The organism is Halopseudomonas salina (genome assembly GCF_014637955.1).
Taxonomy (GTDB): Bacteria; Pseudomonadota; Gammaproteobacteria; order Pseudomonadales; family Pseudomonadaceae; genus Halopseudomonas; species Halopseudomonas salina.
On the sequence record NZ_BMFF01000003.1, the window covers coordinates 528,103 to 546,258 of the forward strand.

The 18,156-nt window shown below is 54.3% G+C and carries 15 protein-coding genes; 5 read left to right on the forward strand and 10 right to left on the reverse strand.

Annotation, left to right across the window (positions count from 1 at the left end; all coding sequences use genetic code 11):
• Positions 1 to 37: 37 nt before the first annotated feature.
• Positions 38 to 1,324, reverse strand: a complete 1,287-nt coding sequence (gene waaA, locus IEV54_RS09835; RefSeq protein ID WP_150278273.1) for a lipid IV(A) 3-deoxy-D-manno-octulosonic acid transferase — start codon at positions 1,322 to 1,324, stop codon at positions 38 to 40.
• A gap of 135 nt (positions 1,325 to 1,459) precedes the next feature.
• Between waaA and IEV54_RS09840 the strand changes: the two genes are divergently transcribed.
• The 3 genes from IEV54_RS09840 to IEV54_RS09850 are packed head-to-tail and all read left to right on the forward strand — an operon-like array spanning position 1,460 to position 4,316.
• On the forward strand, positions 1,460 to 2,635 hold the full coding sequence (locus IEV54_RS09840; RefSeq protein ID WP_150278272.1) for an FAD-dependent oxidoreductase: 1,176 nt from the start codon (positions 1,460 to 1,462) through the stop codon (positions 2,633 to 2,635).
• Positions 2,632 to 3,429, forward strand: coding sequence for an aldo/keto reductase (locus IEV54_RS09845; protein ID WP_150278271.1), 798 nt, complete (start codon positions 2,632 to 2,634; stop codon positions 3,427 to 3,429). The genes IEV54_RS09840 and IEV54_RS09845 overlap by 4 nt, the downstream gene beginning before the upstream one ends.
• A gap of 11 nt (positions 3,430 to 3,440) precedes the next feature.
• On the forward strand, positions 3,441 to 4,316 hold the full coding sequence (locus IEV54_RS09850; RefSeq protein ID WP_150278270.1) for a metal ABC transporter ATPase: 876 nt from the start codon (positions 3,441 to 3,443) through the stop codon (positions 4,314 to 4,316).
• 6 nt (positions 4,317 to 4,322) lie between these two features.
• Here IEV54_RS09850 and hldE read toward each other — a convergent pair whose 3' ends face one another.
• Together hldE and msbA are read right to left on the reverse strand one after the other, a co-directional pair.
• Complete coding sequence (gene hldE / locus IEV54_RS09855; RefSeq protein WP_150278269.1) at positions 4,323 to 5,753, reverse strand: bifunctional D-glycero-beta-D-manno-heptose-7-phosphate kinase/D-glycero-beta-D-manno-heptose 1-phosphate adenylyltransferase HldE; 1,431 nt, start codon at positions 5,751 to 5,753, stop codon at positions 4,323 to 4,325.
• Positions 5,754 to 5,800: 47 nt separating this feature from the next.
• Positions 5,801 to 7,588, reverse strand: coding sequence for a lipid A export permease/ATP-binding protein MsbA (gene msbA / locus IEV54_RS09860; RefSeq protein WP_150278268.1), 1,788 nt, complete (start codon positions 7,586 to 7,588; stop codon positions 5,801 to 5,803).
• Positions 7,589 to 7,696: 108 nt separating this feature from the next.
• Between msbA and IEV54_RS09865 the strand changes: the two genes are divergently transcribed.
• A complete protein-coding gene (locus tag IEV54_RS09865; RefSeq protein WP_150278267.1) occupies positions 7,697 to 8,284 on the forward strand; it encodes a BUD32 family EKC/KEOPS complex subunit in 588 nt (195 codons plus the stop codon).
• Between the two features lie 38 nt (positions 8,285 to 8,322).
• Positions 8,323 to 9,123 carry a polysaccharide pyruvyl transferase family protein gene (locus IEV54_RS09870; RefSeq protein WP_150278266.1) on the forward strand — a complete coding sequence of 267 codons (801 nt, stop codon included), beginning with the start codon at positions 8,323 to 8,325 and terminating at the stop codon, positions 9,121 to 9,123.
• Here the strand turns inward: IEV54_RS09870 and IEV54_RS09875 are convergent.
• From IEV54_RS09875 to IEV54_RS09905, 7 genes are all read right to left on the reverse strand, one after another.
• Positions 9,115 to 10,056 (reverse strand): glycosyltransferase family 2 protein, encoded by a 942-nt coding sequence (locus tag IEV54_RS09875; protein ID WP_188434404.1) that lies wholly within the window; start codon positions 10,054 to 10,056, stop codon positions 9,115 to 9,117. The two genes, IEV54_RS09870 and IEV54_RS09875, sit on opposite strands and share 9 nt — an antisense overlap.
• Positions 10,057 to 10,064: 8 nt before the next feature.
• On the reverse strand, positions 10,065 to 12,005 hold the full coding sequence (locus IEV54_RS09880; RefSeq protein WP_150278264.1) for an acyltransferase family protein: 1,941 nt from the start codon (positions 12,003 to 12,005) through the stop codon (positions 10,065 to 10,067).
• Positions 12,006 to 12,084: 79 nt separating this feature from the next.
• A complete protein-coding gene (locus IEV54_RS09885) occupies positions 12,085 to 13,833 on the reverse strand; it encodes a carbamoyltransferase family protein (protein ID WP_150278263.1) in 1,749 nt (582 codons plus the stop codon).
• Between the two features lie 229 nt (positions 13,834 to 14,062).
• Positions 14,063 to 14,944: a polysaccharide pyruvyl transferase family protein gene (locus IEV54_RS09890; protein WP_150278262.1), complete on the reverse strand. Its 882-nt coding sequence runs from the start codon at positions 14,942 to 14,944 to the stop codon at positions 14,063 to 14,065.
• Between the two features lie 25 nt (positions 14,945 to 14,969).
• Positions 14,970 to 16,136: a hypothetical protein gene (locus IEV54_RS09895; RefSeq protein ID WP_150278261.1), complete on the reverse strand. Its 1,167-nt coding sequence runs from the start codon at positions 16,134 to 16,136 to the stop codon at positions 14,970 to 14,972.
• Positions 16,137 to 16,241: 105 nt separating this feature from the next.
• The gene (locus IEV54_RS09900) at positions 16,242 to 17,408 is read right to left on the reverse strand and encodes a hypothetical protein (protein WP_150278260.1); all 1,167 of its coding nucleotides are present in this window, start codon (positions 17,406 to 17,408) and stop codon (positions 16,242 to 16,244) included.
• Positions 17,401 to 18,156, reverse strand: coding sequence for a class I SAM-dependent methyltransferase (locus tag IEV54_RS09905; protein ID WP_150278259.1), 756 nt, complete (start codon positions 18,154 to 18,156; stop codon positions 17,401 to 17,403). Before IEV54_RS09905 ends, IEV54_RS09900 begins: the two co-directional genes overlap by 8 nt.

The window sequence follows — 18,156 nt, forward strand, 5'->3', positions numbered from 1 at the left end:
GCTGTAGGTTCAGCGAGGGGTGTCATAGCAGAAGCGCTCAGTGACGACTGTCAATGCCAGCGTCACGATCGAGCCTGACGGCAATACCCTCCAGAAGTCTTTCCAGCGCCCCCTGATTGTCCCTGACTACTGACAGCCCCGCTGCACCCGCCTGTCGAGCCACCTTCGGTTCAGCCAAAAAATGTGCAACGGCGCCGGCCAGCTCGGCCTGGTTCTGCACACGCTGCAATGCGCCCGCGCCCTCAAGCAGTTCGCTGATTTCCGTAAAATTGAACGAGTGCGGGCCTGATATGATCGGCAAGCCCAGCGCTGCGGGCTCCAGGTAATTATGTCCACCGTGGGCTATCAGAGAACCACCCACAAAGGCGGCATCCGAGCATGCGTAGAACATCAACAACTCACCCATGCTATCACCAAGCAGAACCTGGTCTGCCCGCATCGGAATCTCACCGCTGCTGCGCCTGATAAACTTCAAATTCGCACTCTCGAGCAATCTGGCCACATCACTGAACCTTTCCGGATGCCGAGGCACCAGGATCAGCAACGCGTCCGGATGCAGCGCCAACACCTCTCGATGCGCAGCGATCACCTGCTCATCCTCCCCACCATGGGTGCTGGCCGCTATCCATACCGGCCTATCGCCCCATAACCCGCGCAGGCTTGCTGCCTGCTCAAGCACAATCGGGTCGGGCTGTAGATCAAACTTGATACTGCCGGTAATGGACATCGCGCTCTGGTCCACCCCCAGACGAGCAAACCGCTGGGCTTCGGCCTGGGTTTGCACTGCCACCCAGTCAAGCGCAGCAAACATCGGTCGCACCAGCCAGGCCACACGCTGATAACCCCGTGCGGATCGCTCGGAAAGCCGCGCATTGGCCAGGACCAGCGGCACATTGGCGGCCTTGGCCTCGTGCACCATGTTTGGCCATAACTCGGTTTCCATTATCACCCCAATACGCGGACGCAGCCGGCTGATAAAACGACCTTGCAGCCAGGGTAAATCATATGGCAGGTAGGCATGTCCGACCCTGTCACCAAACAGCTTGCGGATCTGTTCCGAGCCTGTCGGCGTCATACAGGTAATGGTGACAGGCAGCTGCGGATAGCGCTCTAGTAACGCCCTGACCATTGGCGCAGCAGCAATGGTTTCGCCCACGGATACCGCGTGCACCCAGATACCATCGGGACGCAGATCACCGCCGAGGCCGAGCCGCTCATGCCAGCGCCGAGCATAGGCTGGTGCCTTGCGGGCACGGAGCAGCAAGCGAAGCAGAACAAGGGGCATGCACAAAGTGAAAAACAGACTATAGAGGGTACGCGTCATTCAAGATCCTCGGTGGGCAAGGCGCACAGAACACCGTTCCAGCGTGCGACTCATAGTAGCAGATGTGACCACAGGCACCGGCAGTGTCTATACTAGCCCCCTTTAGTCATACATAGCGCGCAAGCGCCGGAGTCCATGAGTAAAACTCTCGAAACCGACATCTGTATTCTGGGCGGCGGCATCGCCGGCCTGTGGCTCAACGCCCGCCTGCGAGGCCTGGGCTACAGCACCCTGCTGATCGAGCGTGGCGCGCTCGGCGGCGGACAAAGTGGCAAGTCCCAGGGCATCATTCACGGCGGCACCAAGTATGCACTGCACGGAAAGTTGACGGCAGCGTCAGAATCCATCGCCGGCATGCCCAATCGCTGGCGAGCCTCGCTGCAGGGCGATGGTGAGCTTGACCTACGCGGCGTACGGCTGCTTTCGGAGCATCATTATCTCTGGTCTCCGGGCAGCCTGATCAGCAATCTGGCCGGTTTTTTTGCCAGCAAGGCGTTGCGCGGCAAGGTAGATGCGGTCAAGGGCAAGGACCTGCCCGAGGTGTTTGCCAACCCCAGCTTTCGGGGCAAGGTCTACCGCCTGGCCGAACTGGTGATCGATGTGCCGGATGCCGTGAGGCGCTTGAGCGAACTTGCTGGCGACAGTCTGGTTTCAGACAGCGCACCGCAGATCGAGCGTCGCGACGATGGCAGCATCAACGCCGTACGTATCAACGGGCATCAGATCAAGGCCCAGCGGTACGTCCTGACCGCCGGCGAAGGCAACGAAGCACTCCTTCAGGATTGGGGCGTCAGCCAGCCGGCCATGCAGCGACGTCCCCTGCAAATGGTGCTGGTCAAGGGGCCTAACCTGCCCCCCCTCTACGCCCATTGCCTGGGCAGCAGCCCCAAGCCGCGCATGACGATAACCACGCATCCGTGCGCCGATGGGCAGTGGTGCTGGTATCTGGGTGGCGAACTTGCCGAGCAGGGAGTACATCTCACCCCGGATGCGCTGGTGAGCAAAGCCCAGCAGGAACTCAAGGAATTGCTGCCCTGGGTCGATCTTGCCAATTGCCAATGGACAACCCTGCCGGTCAATCGGGCGGAGCCAGCACAGAGCGGCCTCGTACGCCCTGATACCGCGTACCTGCAACCAGTCCAGAATGTACTGGTCAGTTGGCCGACCAAGCTCGCCCTGGCCCCGGATCTGAGCGACCAGGCAGTGAGCCAACTGCAAAGTCAGGGAATCCGTCCGAGTCTGAACGATGATTACTCGGGCCTGCCTCGCCCGCAACTGGCAGCACCAGCCTGGGATATCTGTTTCCCATGAGTAGCCTTCAGCCCTTTCATCGACGCCTGGGGAGCACCGGACTGACGGTATCTCCCCTGGGGCTGGGTACGGTCAAATTCGGGCGCAACCAGGGCGTAAAGTATCCCGACAGCTTTGATCTGCCGGACGACCGTCAGGCACGAGACATTCTCGCCCTGGCACAGGATCTGGGCATCAATCTGCTGGATACTGCACCAGCCTACGGGAGCAGCGAGGAGCGGCTGGGCGGACTGCTCGGGCGTCGCCGTCACGACTGGGTGATCTGCACCAAGGTCGGCGAGGAATTTGAGCACGGCCAATCGCACTTCGATTTCACCGCCGACCACACGCGCATGTCGATCGAGCGCTCGCTAAGGCGCCTGAAAACCGATTACCTCGATCTGGTACTGGTACATTCCGATGGCAATGACATCCGCGTCCTTGGGGAAGCCGTCTATCCGACCCTGATACAGCTCAAGCGTGCTGGCCTCATTCGCGCTTTCGGTTTCTCCGGCAAGACTGTCGAAGGTGGTATTCGCGCATTGGATGAGGGTGATTGCGCTATGGTGACGTACAATCTGCAGGAACAGCAGGAAAAGCCCGTGCTCGACCATGCGTTGTCACACAACAAGGGCATACTGATCAAAAAGGCGTTGGCCAGCGGGCATGCGTGCCTGCAGGGTGAAGACCCGATGTTCGCCAGTCTTCAGCTCATTTACAGCCATCCAGCCGTCGCCAGTGCCGTGATTGGCACCATCAACCAAACCCACCTGCGCGAGAACGTCGCCACGGCGCTCAGGGTTTTGCATCGATAAGAGGCAAGCGCATGTCACGCATCATCGCCCGCAAGGATCCCGGGGTATTCAGAACCCAGGCCATTGAAGTCAAAGCCAGCTCAGAGGTGCTCTGCTATACACCCGTAGGCAACCCCCTGAGTTTTGCCCAAATGCAGGCCCTGCGCGAACCCGTTGAAATCGACGATCCGGATAACTTCGAGCTGATTGCAGCCAACCTAGGCGTCTCGGTGGATCTTAGCCTCAACTGGCAGGGCAGACAGTTCCGTGTGTTGATCCGGCAGAAACGAGCCGACCAGGGTGACAGCGTGCTCAAGCTGATTTCCGGTTACGTACCTGCCCATGAACTCAGGGTCCCGTTGCTTCCGGTAATGACCGAGCTAGCCGAAGAGTTGCTGATCGAATGCAGCCACGGCTGGCTACAGGGCAGTTATCTCGAGACCTGGCTACCGACCCCCTATGCCCCGCTGCTGTCACGCTGCAAGCGCTACTCCTACAAGCTGACACCCAGACAGTGCGGCACCCGGCCGATCCTGTGCCGTGAGCTGCACCTTGTCGAACGCCCCCGCGCTTACCTGCATCTGCCAACAAACTCATTGCAACTGGTTTACGCCATGCAACTGGAGCTGCCAGAAAAATGCACCGATCTGACTCTTCTGCATGCCGATGAAAGGCTTGAGCAGAGCACTGGCGAGCTTGTCGTAGAAATGGATTATCAGAAACCCGAGATTTTTCTGGCTGAAATATGCGACGGCAAAGCCACTGGCGAACTGTTCAGTCTGATACGCGGCGAGCTGCAACCACGTCGACCAAAGAATCGGTTTTTCAGCGAAGCCATGGCCGCTCAACAGGGATGGGTTGTTGATGCGCGCCGCTGCGACTGGGACGAGGGTCTGCAGCGGCTCTGAGAAATTTCAGTCCTTATCCCGTTCGCGGATACGCTCGACGATAGCCGTCGTCGAGCAGCTTTCAACGAAGTTCAGCACCTTCACCTCGCCACCCCAGCTATTCACCAGCGGCGCGCCTACCACCTGGTCAACACTGTAATCCCCGCCCTTGACCAGAATGTCGGGCCTGAGGGCCTTGAGCAATTCCTCGGGGGTGTCTTCGGCAAAGCTGACCACCCAGTCAACCGCACCCAGGCCGGCCAGCACCGTCATGCGCCGTTCGACACTATTGATTGGTCGCCCCGGACCCTTCAACCGACTGACCGACGCGTCATCATTGATCGCCACAATGAGACGGTCGCCAAGGCTGCGCGCCTCTTCCAGGTAGCCCACGTGGCCGGCATGGATGATGTCGAAACAGCCATTGGTGAATACAATTCTCTCGCCGTGGGCGCGTGCGTCCTCGACCGCCTGAACCAACTGCTCCAGTCCGACCACACCGCGCTCGCTACCCTGCTCGCGCTGCACTGCCCGGCGCAGCTCCGGCGCGCTGATCGCCGCCGTACCCAGCTTGCCAATAACAATCCCTGCAGCCAGATTGGATAAACCAACCGCGTTGGGCATCGATTCCCCGGCAGCAAGAGCAGCGGCCAAAGTAGAAATAACGGTATCCCCGGCACCCGTCACATCAAATACTTCCCGCGCCCTGGCGGGCATATGCAGCGCCGGCTCTCCGCGACGCAGCAACGTCATACCCTGCTCACTCCGGGTCACCAGCATCGCATCGAGCTGCAGATCCTCGACCAGCGCCATACCCTTCTCGACCAGCATCTGCTCGCTACTGCAGTGACCTACAACCGCCTCGAACTCGGTCATATTCGGGGTAATAAGGGTCGCACCACGGTAGATGCTGAAATCCTTGCCCTTGGGGTCGGCAAGCACCGGCACGCCGCGCGCTTTAGCCAGAGCAATCAGTGCTTGATGATTAACCAGCGCGCCTTTGCCGTAATCCGACAGGATCATCACCTTGACCTTGTCAAGCAGGCCACGCACCGCCTCAAGAATCGCCTCACCGTCAGTCTCGAAGGGTTCCTCGAAATCCAGACGAATCAGTTGCTGGTGGCGGCTCATCACGCGCAGCTTGGTTATGGTAGGACGATCGGCATGGGCCTGAAAATCGCAATAGACACCGGCGGCGTTCAAGCGTTGGCGCAAACTCAATGCAGCCTCATCTTCGCCTGTGACACCCACCAACCAGGCCGGCGCACCCAAGGCTGCAATATTCAGGGCCACGTTGCCCGCACCGCCGGGCCGATCCTCGATCTGGTCAACCTTTACCACCGGCACCGGAGCTTCCGGGGATATACGGTGAGTAGGCCCATGCCAGTAACGATCGAGCATGACATCACCCACCACCAGTACCGGTGCGGAATCAAAACGTGGCATGGTCAGCTTCATTGGTTCTACCTGTATTCAGTCGGCCCCTGGGGGCTAGTAAAAGAGATTCAGGCCTCGGCAGCCGGCTCATCCCGGAACTGCATGCTGTGCAGCCGCGCGTAATAACCATTCTGCGCAATCAGCTCGGCGTGACTACCACGCTCTACAATTCGGCCCTGGTCCATCACCATGATGATATCGGCCTTCTCGATGGTGGACAGTCGATGCGCAATCACCAGGGTGGTACGACCTTCCATCACCCGGTCCAACGCGCCCTGAATATGCCGCTCTGACTCAGTGTCGAGGGCCGACGTCGCCTCATCCAGAATCAGCACGGGAGCATCCTTCAATAGCGCCCGGGCTATGGCCAGCCGCTGGCGTTGACCGCCAGAGAGCAGCACGCCGTTTTCACCGACCATGGTATCGAGCCCCTGAGGCATCTTGTCGATGAATTCCTTGGCATAGGCTGCCTCCACCGCCCGCTCGATCGCCTCGCGGGGTGCACCGGCCAGATCGCCATAAGCGATATTATTGGCGATCGTATCGTTGAACAGCGTGACGTGCTGGGTGACCAGGGCAATATGCCGGCGAAGATTGCGTAGCCGGAAATCTTCCACATCCACACCGTCGAGCAGAATATGCCCCTTGTCGTGGTGGTAAAAACGCGGAATCAGGCTCACCAGGGTCGACTTGCCACTACCCGAGCGACCCACCAGAGCGACCATCTGCCCCGGCTGGACTCGAAAGTTGATGCCCTCAAGCACGTTCTTGTCGGTATTGGGATAACTGAAATCAAGATCACGAACTTCGATCTCTCCCGAAACGCGCTCACGCTCGGTAGTACCCTTGTCGGTCTCCGGCTCTTCATCCAGCTGCTCAAAGATGCTCTCGGCGGCAGCGATGCCCTTCTGAATGTTTGCACTGACCTCGGATAACTGGCGGATCGGCTTGGGCAGCAGCGCTGCAGCGGTGATATAGGAAACCAGGTCACCCACAGTCGAGTCTCCACGCAGGAACAGTACAAGAAACATCACAATCGCCATTGCACTGAAGGTCACCAACTGCAATGTCGGAGTGAATACCGCGCCCGTGCGCGTCATCTTCAATCCGCGCTGACGGTTGGCTTCGCTTGCCTGATAGAACCTCCGGGTTTCGTACTCCTCTCCACCAAAACTGCGAACCACCCGATAGCCGGAAATGGTTTCCGAGGTGACATGGGTAACATCTCCCATCGCCGCCTGAATCTTGTGACTCTGCTTGCGAAACTTCTTGCTCGTGCTGTTCACCATCAAGCCGATCACCGGAAGTATCGCCATCAATACCAGCGTCAGTTGCCAGTTCATCCACAGCAGGTAGGCAAACAAAAAGATCACCGTCATGCCTTCACGAAATACCACCTTGATGGCATCAGTCGCGGCGCCGGTCACCATGGTGACGTTAAAGGTAATGCGGGATACCAGATGACCTGAATTGTGGTTGTCCAGATAGCGATTGGGCAGTGTAAGCAAATTATTGAACAGGGCCGTACGCAAATCATGCACCACACCGAGTGATACCTTGGCAATGTAATAGTTGCCCAGAAAGGAGCCTGCACCCTGGTAGAACGCCACCACGATAATGAAAAGGGGGAAGCCCCAGATCAGGGGCACACCCAGAAACATCCCACCTGCACCCTGAGTCAAACCGTCGACAAAGTATTTGAGCATCCACGCCATCGCTGGCTGGCTCGAAGCGAAAATCATGAAACCCAGAATACTGATACCAAACGGCAGCCAGTAGGGCTTCACATACCCCAGTAGACGCATGTAGATCCGCGCACTGGATCGGGCGAAACTTTCTTTTTCGGAATCAGACATGAGCACTTCGCGAAAATGGACCGGAGGCAGAGTTTAACACAGCAATCCGGAGGCGCAGCGGGCACTGTAAAAGTACGCTAAACTGCCGTTTTGATTCAGGAAAGCCCAATGCAGTCGATGAGTAGCGAGCAGTTCGCGGCCATGCGCATAAACGCCGAGGTTATCGAAAAGGATGGCCATGGCGAGAAAGTTTTGCGGCTGACTGACGGCACCTATCTGAAGCTGTTCCGACGCAAGAGCTGGTTCTCGAAAACTGTGTTCTTCCCGCCTGCCGAGCGTTTTGCGGTTAACGCCGCAGAGCTTGCACAAATGGGTATCCCCTGCCCCCATATTATCAGTGTGTTCAAGCTAAACGAACCTTACCGCTCGGTAGTCCATTACAGTCCTCTGGAAGGTATAACCCTGCGGCAGTTATTAAATGAAGACCCCAGCCTGGAACAACTCGAGCTGTTCGGCATGCTTGGCGAGTTCATCACGCACCTGCACGAACTGGGCGTTTATTTTCGCTCACTGCACCTGGGCAATATCGTGCTGACACCCGCAGGCAACCTGGGTCTGATTGATATTTCCGACATGCGTTGCCTGGGCAAACCTCTACCCAAGCGAATGCGCAATCGAAACTATCGGCATTTGCTACGCTACGAGAAAGACTGGGCTCTGGTGCACCCCCTGGCGGCTAGCCTGGTACGCCAGTAAATTCAAATCAAATCAGAACTGTGTAGGGAGCCTGTGGCGTGACGATAAAACTCTATTGGTGGCGCGGCGAAGGTGCGCAAGACAGCACAAAGCAAAACTTTGGTGATTATCTGTCCCCTCTGATTGTAGAGATGGTTTCAGGCAAACCTGTGGTGCACGCTTCGCCTGCGCACGCTGACATGATCGCCATTGGCTCCATACTTTCCAGGGAGCGCAAGGCAAAGCGGTTTCTGATCAAGCGCAAATTACATATTTGGGGCGCCGGTACAGACTCGGCCGAACGCATTTTTTCAGGACGCCATCATTACCATGCGGTCAGGGGCGAAAAAACCCGGGAGCAGATTCAGGGCCTAGCAACAATGCCAGCCCTGGGCGACCCCGGGTTACTGACTGACCGCTGGTGGTCCGGCAGGCCCAAACCTGAAAAAAAATACAGACTCGGACTGATTCCACACTTTGTAGATCAGCAGAACGCAGCAATGCAGGATCTGGCCAAACTCGGCGGGGTTCGGGTTATAAGTGTTTTTGATCCGGTTGAAGACGTTGCCAGACAAATACAACAATGTGATTTTATAGCATCGTCCAGCATGCACGGCTTGATCCTAGCAGATTCGTTCGGCATACCAAACAGGCGTCTTGTCTTTTCTCGCGGCATCATTTCCGACTTGAAATTTGTCGATTATTACTCTGCTTTTCAGATGGGTGAGCCGCAGGCAACCACACCGATTGAATGGATTCAGACGGAGGGGACGCATCCCGTCATTGAAGACCCTTACGAAAGACCCGGGCTTGAATCTATCAAGGACAAGCTTGTCAGCGCGTTCCCAAAATCAATCTGACGCACCACCTTTTGCGCGAGTTGCGAATATCAAGCGCAGCCATTTCGACAAATAGTCCCAACGGAAGGCTTGTCGCGGCGACAACTTGAAAGCTTTCTTGTAGTAAGCCAGCGCATCCTTCCGTCGAGCTGCTCGATAACAACTGCGAAATGCAGATAAAGCCCGCTTTGCCTCATATTGTCGGCGATAGGGCTGAATCCAATCCGGCATGCTCTCGAATACAGTCTCTGCAATAAGCGCGCTGTTGGCGATGGTGAGTGAAACATCATTGCGCAAGCTATCTTGGTGCTTGTAAATCACTGCCAGGGGAGCCTGAAGGGTCATGCACTTTGGCTGCGATAACATATAAGCAAAGACCGCGATATCCTCGGCCTGCCGCAAATGTTCTGGATAAGGCCTTTCTCTTACTGCCGTAGTCCGGAATATCGAACACCCATGAGAAATGCTGATTCGCTTGTTTAACAAATAATCCAACAGCCGCTGTTTCTCATCGGAGGCAACACGACTGGGCTCATGGTATTTTTCACGTCCATCCGGATAGGCAGCGATGTGACCCCCCAGCAGCAGATCCGTGTCGGGATGCTCGGTCAATACCGAACATATTTTTTCGATCGAGCCGGGACAAAGCGCATCATCTGCGTCAAGAAACAGGACCCAGATGCCATTGCAATACTCCAACGCACGGTTCCTGGCCGCAGCCGGACCGGTGTTAGGCTGTATCAGATACCCTGCGTTGACTTCTGCGGGCAAGATGTGGCCAGCCAACAATGATGCTGTGTCGTCGGTTGATCCATCGTCAATGACAATCAGCTCACTCTCACTGCAGAGCTGAGAGGCGACGGAATCGATTGCTCTGCAAACAACCTTCGCATAATTGTAGGTAGTTATGACGATTGAAAGCCTGGCCTGTTTACGGGGCCACTCTTCTGACATTAATCGCATTAATTTGCCCTCGAAGCGAAGTCGTCATTGACCATCTCGCGCAATGCATCAACTGCCAACTCCGACCCCAGCCTACTCAGATGATGAGAATCCCGATAAAGCGGCTTGTCATTGAGCGCCACGTTACAGTTCTTTTCATCACAAAAAACGGAGTCGAGATTTACAATCGAAAATGCATAAGTATCTTCGAGGCCGGCAATGTAATGCTTGAATGAAGCGCCTTGCTCAAGGTGCACGGACAAGGGTGTGCGTATTTCCATATTATTATCAAAGAGCTTTTGTCGAGCCAGAACGGCCGGCACTTCGTAAGCAATTTTTGGCACCTGAAGAATAACTGTGGCGTGGATATCGCGTTCTTTCAGATAATCCAGTGTTCGCTCAAAGCCCGCTTTGAAACCAACCTCAGGCGGGCCATCGGATTTTTTATCATAGATAAACCATACCCCAACCAACACGACGTTGCGGATAGATGGATGTCGATCCAGATACCGGACAACAGCATCATTGAAGTCCTTGCATGAAATATCTGAAGCCATGAAATCCTGAGTTCCGAGCACTGGTGGACATACAGATTTGGCCAGAAACCTGCCGGAGACACCCTCTTGATGTGCCGCGATATCCATACCATGAGCCAGAGACAACGCATGCGAGTCGCCCCATAAGAGAAAATTGGGCTGGCCCTCTACGCCAAGGGTACACACATCGCTATCACCGTCGATCTGGTCCGGACTTAAACCGAAGCAGGGTCGACGAAAAGGAATAGTCTCCTTCTCTATAGCTTCGATAGCGGCGATTTCAGGTGGCAGACGAAATGCCGCTCCTCGGGTAATCATCCCCGGCAACGAAACGAGGATGATCAAAAAGGTTATCAGACCCGCACCCCAGAACAGTTGCTTTCGAGCTATACCTTTTCCGCTCTTTCGGCGGAAGGGGTTTTCGACAAATCGCCATGAGGCCCATCCGAGCCCACAAGCCACAACAAAAAGCACGACCTGCTGCTGAGCGTTCAGCGGCTCGATCAGGTAATAACGGACAAAAACAAACAACGGCCAGTGCCACAGATACAGGGAGTAGGATAACAACCCTATAAAAACCAAAGGTCTCCATCCGAGCAGAGTTCCGACGACTGATCTCCCTCCCATCCCGGCATAAATAATCAACGCGGCGCCTGTGACCGCCGGCAAAGCCGTCAAACCCGGAAAAGCAGAATCCTTATCAAGCAAAAATATGCTGGCTACTATCAGCACCAGACCAAAAACAGACAGACCGTCGCGCAGCCATTGCGACCTGGCCAAAGGCACAAAACCCGTTGCCAGCAAGGCTCCCGCAAGTAACTCCCAGGCACGCAGATGCACCAAATAAAACGCAGATTCAGGCCTTGACGATAGCGCGTTCTGCGCATCTATAAGGGACGCTATTGCACACGTCAGTAAGATCCAATTGAGTTTGGCCGGAAAAAAGCGAACCAGCAGAATAAGTAGAGGAGGAAAAAGGATGTAAAACTGCTCTTCGACGGCCAAAGACCAGGTATGGAGCAGGGGGATATTCTCGACAGGATCATCAAAATAATCTGTCTTACCCCAATAATGGACATTTGCGAGAAAAATGACTGCCGCTGCCAAACCCTCAGAAAAGAGCCGGAAATCGAGAGGTAGCAGCATAAACCATGCGACAAGCGTACTAACGAGTAGCACGGCAATGAGCGCTGGAAATAATCGCCGGATTCGCCTTTCGTAAAAATGAGCGTAACTGAACTTACCCTCCATCACCTCACGATAAATGATGGAAGTGATCAAGAATCCGGAAATAACAAAGAAAACATCGACCCCAATGAAGCCCCCCGAAAACAAGGCCACATCCAGGTGAAAAAGCACCACCGGGAGAACCGCCAGGGCTCGTAGACCATCGATATCCCTGCGATAGCTTAGTACTTTACTCATAGAACTCGTTCACGAATGGTAGGGTCAAAAAACCTGAAGCGGCAGCGTGTAATCAACACGCTGCCGATGAAATATCGGTTTAACTCAGCTGCCCTACCGACTTTTTCACCACCAATATATCCTCCATGATCAGATACTCCAGATCCGACCCGAAGAACATATCCAGTGCATCCTTGGGTGAACAGACCATCGGCTCGCCGCGGCGGTTGAGTGACGTGTTGAGCACCACCCCGTTGCCGGTGACCCGTTCAAGCTCTTTCATCAGATCGTAATAGCGCGGATTGTAGTCGCGCTTGAGCACCTGGGCGCGAGCGGTTCCGTCCTCATGGACCACTTCGTGTACGCGACTTTTCCACTCGTCGTTCACTTCGAACGTGAATGTCATGAACGGAGACGGATGATCCATGCCGAGCATCTGGGGCGCGACAGTGTCGAGCATCGACGGGCAGAACGGGCGCCAGCGCTCACGGAACTTGATCTGGGCGTTGATGCGATCGGCGACGCCCTTGACGCTCGGGCAACCGATTATCGAGCGACCGCCCAAGGCTCGCGGTCCGAACTCCATCCGACCCTGGAACCAGGCCACAGGGTTGCCTTCGTGCAGCACCTTGGCAATCTCACCCGTCACATCGTCGAGCTTTTCCCACTGGGGATTGCCGGGGTGGCGGGCGCAGGCCGCGATAATATCTTCATTGCTGTAGCTGGGCCCCAAGTAAACGTGTTCCATCTTCTCGACGGGGACGCCGTTCTGCTCGGAGATATAGGCTGCAGCACCAACGGCGGTGCCGGCGTCACCGGATGCCGGCTGCACAAACAACTCTTTCACTTCCGGACGGGCAATAATGCGCTGGTTGAGTTTGACGTTAAGCGCGCAGCCGCCGGCAAAGGCGATCTTGCCGGTCTCGCGCAGAATGTCACCCAGGTAATACTCCATCATCTCCAGCGCGAGCTTCTCGAATAGCGCCTGCATGCTGGCGGCGTAATGGATATAGGGATCATCGGCAATGTCGCCTTCGCGCTTGGGCCCCAGCCACTCGATCAGCTTGGGTGAAAAGTAATAGCCCTTGCCCTTTTCCTTGTGGCGCCGGAAACCGATCACGTTGGCGTAGTCGGTGTTGATGATCAGCTCACCATTCTCGAATTTGGCCAGCCGTGAAAAGTCGTACTTGCTGGCATCCCCGTATGGCGCCATGCCCATAACCTTGAACTCGCCATCGAGCATCTCAAAGCCCAGGTACTCGGTCAAAGCGCCATACAGACCGCCAAGAGAGTCCGGATCGTAGAATTCCTTGATCTTATGGATCTTGCCGTTCTCGCCATAACCGAAGAAGGTTGTGGCGTATTCGCCCTTACCATCGATACCCATGATGGCGGTTTTTTCCTTGAAGCCGGAGCAATGGTAGGCACTGGAAGCATGGGCAAGGTGGTGTTCCACCGGCTCCAGGCGTACTTTTTTGGCATCGAAACCGAGCTGTTCGAGACACCACAGAATTTTCTTGCGATAACGCTTGAAGCGACGATTACCGGTCAGGATGGCATCAAGCGCACGATCTGGTGCGTACCAGTAGCGCTTGGCATAGTGCCAACGGGCCTTGCCAAAGATACTGATGGGTGCGAATGGGATAGTCACGATATCGACATCAGCAGGCGTGATACCGGCCTGTTCCAGACAGAATTTCGCCGACTCGTAAGGCATGCGATTCTTGGCATGCTTATCGCGCACAAATCGCTCTTCCTCCACTGCGGCGATCAGCTTGCCGTCTATGTACAACGCTGCGGAAGGGTCATGGCTCAATGCGCCGGAGAGTCCGAGAATAGTCAATGCCACAGGTTCGCCTCATGGATCATGAAATCAATCATTTGATTTTACACCCTGAGACACTCGATTGACGAACACCAAACCGGGCAATTTACTGGTTCTTCACGGAAATGCGGGGTGACTCAGGATTTTTAACGTTTTGAACGGCGCGGACATGCGATATCTCGATAATGACCGACGGCAAGAGGGAAAATGCAGACATACCGTTCGCAAGTGTGCATCTGGGGGAGCGGGTAAATTATCCCACAGACGTCACTCGCTGAAAGGCAACGGCAAACTTCTGCCGAATATCGTCCTTCATTTCTTCAATATTCAGTGGTGCCGGCGACCAGTCAATTCGATTCGATAGCGCATGATTTCTGATCCGTGCAGCAGGACCGTGCTCGTAAACATAGTTGATGCCAACCAGGTCGTTTATGATCTTCACCCGATAATCATCCTGCTTATTTTTATCATAGAGAAAAACCACAGGTATACCCATTGCGATACATGGCATGGCGCAATGAATTTTGGATGTTACGACAAGTCGTGCACGGTCACGGTACTGTTTCAGCAACTCTTCCGCCAACATCAATTTGAGCTTGGAGTCGGTGATTGGCAGTCTGATTTTTGCCTGGTCCACCACAATAGCTTCTTTTCTCAAGCTTCTGGGTAGAGCATGTTTTGCCGTATCGCTGAGCCCTGCCAGGAAAACTTGACCATTTTCAGGTGTCGTTTCGCGACGAGGCAGGGTCAAAGTAACGCACTTACTGTAGTAGGCATCAATGCCATGCGCCTGCATCAAAGCCAAGGTTCCCTGATCCCTGCAGCCGATTGGCGCCCATTTCTTCAAGTAGTCTATGCCTGCAGGAGTAAAAATATGCTTTTGCGATTCCGGCCTGACATGAAATGCAAAGAAAACGGGATAAACCTTTGCCGATGGTGGCCAGTTATCGGTGTTCATGAAGAAGCCATTCATGGGGACTACGCATTCAGTATCCACATGATTCAAGGCCTCTCGGCAGACGTAACCATCCACCTTTGGCAAAAGGCGGCTGACAGCCAGCGACTGAATATCGTCACCCAAATTGAAAAAACGCTCGAAAACCGGACTGGTAAACTCTAGAACTCTTATATCCACCTAACTCTCCTGGGCGTATGTGCGATCATGTTTTAACCCGTTTCAGCCACTGTCGAAGCAACTGTTTTTTGAATCGACGCCACCGGCGCATAATTCTACTCTTCCATGCTGGTCGCGTCGCTATAACCTCCCAAGCATCGCGCACAGGATCATTATGCATGCCCAACTCATCGAGAAAGCTGACGTTGTCTCGGGCGAAGGTTTTTGCAGATTCGCTTTCGAGCAACAATCCACGAATCGACCCCGCCGACATCTTACTCGGGAACGTCTGCGAAGCCGGCAAAGCACCTAAGCCATAGAGGGTTGTCATGGTCCGCAAACATTTCTCACACCTTCCGCAATTGTAAGCGCCCTCAAGCTTTTCCCAGCATACCCGCAGATGTCTCAAGGCAAGAGGCTCCGAGGCGATAAGTCTGACCTTGTCAGTTCGAGTCGCTTCACATCCATCGTGGACAACTGCAATAGCCTCGTCGGCAAAAAGAACATCCGTTTCTGGATGAGACGCCCACGGCATAAGCTCTGCCGTCGCAAAAGAAGAAGGGATGTAAATACAGTCCAGATAATCATCCAGTAGCCGCACAATCGTGCCCAAACCAAATCCATGGCCATGTAACCCCCATTTCCCAAAGTCCTTGAACAGGCGGATCGCATTGGTCTCTATCTCAATAAAACGAACGCCAGTTTCCTTTTCGATAGCCTGCCCCATTGCCGATATCGCTCGACGCTTCTCACGGTCTTCCAACTTAACGTCATAACCATGCACGTAGATTAAATCGGTAAGCACAGAGCGGTGCTTTAAAAAGGTGTAAAAAGAATCTACTCCTCCAGTAAAAAAACAGCCAATGCGGCCCGTTGATTGCTTTTCAATCTGCTTGGTATGGTGACATTTGAATGATGACCGATAGAACTCAGGAAACCATTTAGAAAAGATATCGAAAAGCTTCTCTTGGTTTTTAATAAAGCTTTCAGAAACAGGATCACTGATCAGAAGATCACAGCCGTTACGCATTGCCCCGAGCGCAGCCATGCAGATAGCGGCTTCCACGCTGCCACTGAGTTTGAGTCGCGTAGCACTAAAATACACCTCGTAGGCTTTGCCCTTGACTTCAATATCATAATAAACTTTATGATCTCGGGCACTAGCGGCTTTCTTGCAAATCACAATAGAATTGGCGGGAGTAATAATCTGCATAACCTTCGATAGTCTCGATCAATTTCATAAAACAAACTCAGTTCATGCGACTAAAATTCAAAACATAAACCGTGGAATAGTATTCATATATTTATGTGTTTCAGATTAAAACTTTACCTTGAGCTTTGCCAGATGGTGCTGGCAACGAAGCATCCGCTTTTTCCACCTCAAACGAAAACGCGCAACCCATATTGGCCGCTCAATCTGCGCGCATATCGCGTGCTCCAAGGCTGAGAGGTTGCGCCCTGAATTACGCAACAAGCGTAAATTTTCTTGGGGGAATATTCGCATACCCGCGCGCGGTAAACAGACTGCCGCTACCCGAGCAGGGTCTAAAGGCAAGGGGAAAACCGGCGCTTTATCAAGCACACCAAGAATTTCAAGTGACGTCATGGTACGCATACATTTTTCACAGCGACAGCAGTTGTACATGCCGTCGACTCGCTCCCAGCACACACGCAAATTTTGCAGCGCCAGCGGTTCACCTGCCAAATGTTTTATCTTGTCCATTCGACGAGCCTCACAGGCGTCATGCACTATCTGTAGTCGCTCATCGGAAAACAGATGATCCGTATACAGCCAGCTACCCCATGGCTTTTGTTCGTCCACGCTGAATGAGCCTGGAATTCTTACCTCACCAATGTTTCCTGCCAACATACGAGCTACAGCTATCAAGGCAAGACCGTGTGCATGAAGAGGCCAACTCCCAAAATCTTGCAATACCTTACCAAGATTGCTTTCAACCGGGAGGTAATTGACTCCTAAAGCTTCAGCTACTGACAGGCACGTGGCATCAACAGCTGCCCGACGCGGAAAATCATCAAGGCGAACATCAAAACCGTGAATATAGACAATATCGGTTATCTGCTCCTTACCTTTGATCAGGGTGAAAAAAGAGTCCGCACCACCGGAAAAAAAACTTGCGCAACCCGCACCCTTGGACGCAATCGTGGCTTTATAGGTGCCCAACGGCTTAATATTAACCGGCTGGAAATCAGTGAAACTTTCAGTGAACCGACGCATGTACTCGTACACGCCCGCCAGGAACGACTCTGATAATTCCCCGTCGACCCGCAGATCCCAGCCCTTGCGCATACCTGCTAGTACGGCCAGGGCAACACCGGCCTCAAGGCCCGGCTGTGGCTGAAGTCCCCTGCCTGAGATATATACTTGATAGTCACGCACCGGCGTCACGATTGAAAATTCGATCCGGGCAGTTGAATTCTCAGTTACAGGTTCCCAGCTGACTTGACGTAGTACAATTTCAGTCATAGTGAGAAACTCGCGCCTTGACTGCCGTTAACAACCGAAGCGACCAGGGAATGCGACAGCTTCCTGGCGATGGGCGCCAGCCCAGACCAAGCCAAGAGTGACGCATAGTGGCTAAATCGGGTGATAAATCCAGACCAAACAGCTTGCTCATAAAAGCATGCATATTCTTATCTGTAGGCAGCTCCCAGCTGTAGGCCGCATCGGCCCAGAGTACGCGTTCAAAACCGGCCTGTTTCAGTCCCACTGCGTCAGCCTCATGCAAAAAATCACCTTGATGACCGTTCGAATTCCATCGGTCCACAAAATCATTAAGAAACTCTCCAACCGGGGTAGCTCTGCCTACGTCCATTATCACCAGACGTCCGCCAGGGCGTAACAAACGAAACCACTCCTGATAAAGCTCAACGCGATTAAATTCGTGATGAACGCCGGTAAGACTCCCAACAACATCAAAACTGGCTCCGACCAACCCAGTCGCACGTAGAGAGGTTTTTTTGCAGTTGACGCCTGCAATCTTGCACGCCCGGTCAAACGCGGGTGCCGGATCCACGCCCTGATATTGGTGGAGGTTTGAAACGTAGCGCGCAAGCGTGCCGTTACCACAAGGCGCGTCAAGCAGGCGCTCACCTTGTTGCAGTTTCAGGTAACCGAAAAATGCTGAAAATTCTTCCACACGCGCGTCTGGCCAACGTTCGCAAGCTTCAATGTATTGACCCGCACGCTTACCAAATATTGCCGAATAGTCCAT